Consider the following 4,253-nt stretch of genomic DNA (forward strand, 5'->3'; position numbering starts at 1 on the left):
GCAGCCCGCAGGCGGTGCTGTGGGACGTGACAGACCCGGCCCATCCCGTACGGAACGCAGCCCAGACCGACGCCGCGGGGATCGTCGCAGTCACGTTCAGCCCGGACGGTCACACCGTGGCCACGAGCAACCGCGACAAGAACACCGTCCTGTGGGACCTCAGCACGGCGACTCCGTCGACGCTGGCCACGCTGCCGGGGGCGTACCCCCTGAGGTTCGGCCCGGACGGGCGCACCGGAGTCACCAGCGGCACCGCGGTCACCGTCTGGGACCTGACCGATCCGGCCCACCCGGTCCGCGGGGCCGCGCTCACCCAGCTCTGGGGCGACCCGGTCGTCGACGCCGCCGTCGAGTTCAACCCGAAGCTGCCGGTGGTGGCCGTCGAGGAGTACGGCGACTACATGCGGCTCTGGGACCTGACGGACCCGGCCCAGCCGAGGCGCGGCTCCTCGCAGGTGGCGGCGTCCGGTCAGGCGCACCTGAGCAAGATGAGGTTCAGCCCGGACGGAGGCATGCTGGCCCTCGGCGACTCGGACGGGTCGACCACACTGTGGACGGTCGACCAGAACGACGGGTGGCCGAGGCTGCCGACCCAGGTGATGACCGTGACCGCCCGGGGCGGCCCGGTCCAGTCGATGGCCTTCAGCCAGGACGCCCGCACGCTGATCACCGTCGGCGACCGCCGGACCGCGACGCTGTGGAACACCAGGGGCCGCTTCGCCCGGGACGCGATCGCCGAGCTGCCCGGGCCGTACCCGGGCAGCATCGTGGGACTGACGTACGGGGCGGACGGCCGCTCGCTGCTCGCCGCCGGCCACCAGGGAACCGCCGTGCCGTGGGACCTGACCGAGCCGGCCCGTCCCGTACGGCGGGACGCCGTACCGCTGAGCACCGGCCAGGTCGAGGCCATCACGCTCAGCCGGGACGGCCGTACGCTGGCGGCCACCGGCGCGGACAAGACGGTGACGCTGTTCGACCTGGCCCGTCCGGCCGCACCCACCCGGCTGGCGACGATCACCGAGGAAGGTGACCTCGTGTACGCGGTGGCGTTCAGCCCGGACGGCCGTACCCTGGCCGTCGGGCGCCGTGACGGCAAGACCACGCTGTACGACCTGGCCGACCGCCGGCACCCGTCGCTGCTGGCCACGCTGGCCGTCCGCAAGACGTTGACGGCCATCACGTTCAGCCCGGACGGGCGCACGATGGCCGTCGCCGAGGGCTCCAACGTCTCGCTGTGGGACCTGGCCGACCGTTCCGTCCCGGTGCGGCTCACCTCGATCGCCCTCTCGGAATACGTCGGCTACACGGCCAACGCACTCGCGTTCAGCCCGGACGGCCGCACCCTGGCCGCCGGCACGGACAACGAGGCGACGGCGATGCTCTGGGACGTCGCCGACCCGTCCCGGCCCAGCCGCATCGCCACCCTGATCGGTCACACCAACGAGATCCTGTCGCTGGCGTTCACCCCGGACGGGCGCACGCTGGCCACGGCCAGCCTGGACAATGCCATCATGCTGTGGGACATCGCCGACCCGGCCACCCCGATCCGGTACGCCACGATGAAAAGTCCCGAGCTGCAGAGCTTCTACACGGCGCTGAGCCCGGACGGCCGCACCCTGGCCGCGGGCGGCGCGCAAGGCAGCCCGAGCAACGCTGTCACGCTCTGGGACATCACCGTGCCGAAGGACCTCGCGGCCGACCCGGCCCGGCAGGCGTGCGCGGTGAGCGGTCGCGGCCTCACCGCCGACGAATGGGGCCGCTACATCCCCGAGATCCCCTTCGAGCGCACCTGCTGACCGCGTTGATCCGGCACGCCGGCTACGGCAACGAGGAGCCGCTGATCGTCGGAACGCGGCGCGCTGGGGGACCGCCGGTCTACTCGGCCCAAGGTGGGCTCACTGCTGACACCGCCGTACCCGTCGCCTCGCTGTCCAAGCAGATCACCGCAGCCTGCGTGGCGTTGCTCGGGCAGCAGCGCCGGCTGGACACCGCGTCGACGCTGGGGGAGTGGTTGCCCGAGCTGCCGGAGTGGGCCCACGGGGTACGGGTGCAGCACCTGCTCAACCACACCAGCGGACTGCCCGAGCTGACCGGTTTCTGGGATGACCACCTGACCACGCCCGCCCGTACGGCCACCGACGTCATCCGCGCTCTCACCGCGGCGGACGGGCCGGTCAGCCCACCGGGGACGCAGTTCCGCTATTGCAGCGTCGGCTACCTCTGCCTGGCGGTCGTCATCCACCGGGCGTCCGGACAACCGCTGACCGAATTCGCCCGCACCCACATCTTCGAGCCGCTCGGCATGCCCACCAGCCACTACCTCTTCGACATAGCCGGCGACGGCGGCGTGCAGTCCACGGCGGAAGACCTGATGCGCTGGAACCTCGCCATCGAACGGGACGAGCTCGGCATCTCCAAGCTCCTGCACACCCCGGGCCGGCTCAACGACGGCACGCCGCTGGTCTACGGATGGGGCATCGACGTCCTGGAGCACAAAGGCCAGCCACTCCACAAACACGGCGGACGGTGGCCGGGGGTGAGCACCCAGCTCGGCCGCCTCCCGGAGCGAGGCGCGAGCTTCGTGATCCTGGCCCTGGACGACGACGAGGCCCGCACGGTCCGCCTGATGAACGCACTGATCGAAGACCTGGGCCGCGACGGTCAGGACACCCAGCGGTAGTTCCAGCCGCCGTTGTTGTCCCAGACCTGACCGTCGAACCCGACGCCCACCACGGCGTAGAAGAAGGTGGTCGGCGGCGTCACGACCCAGCTGGCCTCGGCCGACCAGATCTCACTGCCGTTGGCGATCTCGGTCAGCTGGCCGGAGGAGTAGCGGGTGCTCTGCCAACCGTCCGGAGTCCACACCAGGGCGACCCGGTACGCCTCGAAGTAGGGCCTGATCTCGACCCCGACCCGGAAGCCCCGCTGCACGGCGCTCGACCCGGGGGTACCGCCGCCGGGCAGGGGCTGAGTGCTGGAAAGTCGAACGGTGAGCATGAGCAGCTCCTCGGCGAGAGCCGGCCGGACCAGTCCATAGTGACGGCAACGTCGCCGGTGGTCGATCGTGTGTCCGAGACTTGACGCGGTTGGTGCGGAGCAAGCCCCGCCTCGTGCGCGTTGGTGCACGCCGTACGGGTTGTTCGGTCGGCTTTGCCCCGTTGGGGTGTCGATCGCTGGTGTCTCCCCCTAGCGTCGGATTTGCCGCAGCCCGGGCTGTCGCGCCGAGGGGAACCCCACTGATCGGAGTGCTTTCCGTGCTGATCGACGCTGTCCGGTTGTTGCGCCGGCCCGAGTGGCTGCGGGACCGCCGTACGGATGCTGTCCGCCCCGGCAAGGTGGTGGCCGGCAATGCCGAGCCGGTGGTGGTTTTCCTGCTCGGGATCAGGATCAACCGGTGGCGCGGGATCCGGCACTGGCTGCCGCTGCTGCTCGCGATGCCCGGCATGTTGCGCGAGCTGGCGAGCGCTCCCGACGGCGGCCTGCTGGGCTACCGGCTGCTGTTCGGGCCCGGTCCCCGGCAGGCGATGCTGGTCCAGTACTGGCGCCGGCCGGAGGACCTGCACCGGTTCGCGAGCGACGCCACCGAGCCGCACCGCGCGGCTCAGCGCCGGTACTGGTGGCACTACGGGTCGAGTGATTCCGTCGGTGTCTGGCACGAGATGCTGATCTCCGCCGCGGGTTCGCATCACGGGATGTACGGCAACATGCCGCCGACCGGCTTCGGGGCGTTGCGTCAGGTCCGGGACGCGCGCTGGTGGGCCGAAGGGCGCTGACGGCTCGGCCGGAGAGCTTCAGCTGGTCTGCATGCGTTCGTACAGGGCGCGCAGCTCGGTGCCGCCGGCCCGACGGCGGGAACGGTCCAGCAGGTTCCGGAGGGTCTCGGCGACCTCGGCCGACGTGCGCACGTGCTGCGGCGCGATCCGTTCCGCGGTGAGCAGGAAGCGGACGGCCTCGCGGTCCTGCCCGCCGATCCGGGTCAGGGCCCGGGCGGTGTCGGCGTAGTAGAAGACCTGCCGGACCCCGGCCGGGATGGCCCGCGGGTCGGTGCGCCGGGCGATCTCCACCACCCGGACCGGGTCGCCGTCGCCGGCCTCGATGCTCATCCGCCAGATGTCCACGTTGGTGGGTCCGAAGAACATGCCCATCGTGTTGGTCTCGCCGGTGCGGCGGGCCAGCCGGGCCGCCTCGACCAGCCAGTCCCGGCTGTCGTCGAGCCGCTGCCGGCACCGGCCGGCCAGGGCGGCGACCAGATG

Annotated in this window: 4 protein-coding genes and 1 pseudogene; 3 read left to right on the forward strand and 2 right to left on the reverse strand. The window is 71.5% G+C overall.

All coding sequences use genetic code 11. The features are described 5' to 3' along the window. Together AB0C29_RS36245 and AB0C29_RS36250 are read left to right on the forward strand one after the other, a co-directional pair. Positions 1-1,796, forward strand: a 1,796-nt coding sequence (locus AB0C29_RS36245; RefSeq protein WP_360830186.1) for a WD40 repeat domain-containing protein, incomplete at its 5' end; no start/stop codon positions are given. A gap of 5 nt (positions 1,797-1,801) precedes the next feature. Next, entirely contained in the window at positions 1,802-2,680 is an 879-nt protein-coding gene (locus tag AB0C29_RS36250; protein ID WP_360830189.1) for a serine hydrolase domain-containing protein, read from the forward strand. On the opposite strand, the gene AB0C29_RS36255 is transcribed toward AB0C29_RS36250, so the two are convergent. Next, the gene (locus AB0C29_RS36255; RefSeq protein WP_360830192.1) at positions 2,662-2,997 is read right to left on the reverse strand and encodes a hypothetical protein; all 336 of its coding nucleotides are present in this window, start codon (positions 2,995-2,997) and stop codon (positions 2,662-2,664) included. The genes AB0C29_RS36250 and AB0C29_RS36255 overlap by 19 nt on opposite strands. A gap of 257 nt (positions 2,998-3,254) precedes the next feature. Between AB0C29_RS36255 and AB0C29_RS36260 the strand changes: the two genes are divergently transcribed. Then, positions 3,255-3,773, forward strand: coding sequence for a DUF4188 domain-containing protein (locus AB0C29_RS36260; RefSeq protein ID WP_360830194.1), 519 nt, complete (start codon positions 3,255-3,257; stop codon positions 3,771-3,773). Between the two features lie 18 nt (positions 3,774-3,791). On the opposite strand, the pseudogene AB0C29_RS36265 reads toward AB0C29_RS36260, so the two are convergent. Then, positions 3,792-4,253, reverse strand: a pseudogene (locus tag AB0C29_RS36265) (XRE family transcriptional regulator); the annotation flags it as partial.

It is taken from the genome of Actinoplanes sp. NPDC048791 (assembly GCF_040650095.1).
Classification (GTDB): domain Bacteria; phylum Actinomycetota; class Actinomycetes; order Mycobacteriales; family Micromonosporaceae; genus Actinoplanes.

Coding starts and splice junctions, on each gene's coding strand:
- AB0C29_RS36255 (WP_360830192.1), bottom strand. CDS start 2,997: ATGCTCACCGTTCGACTTTCCAGCACTCAGCCCCTGCCCGGCGGCGGT.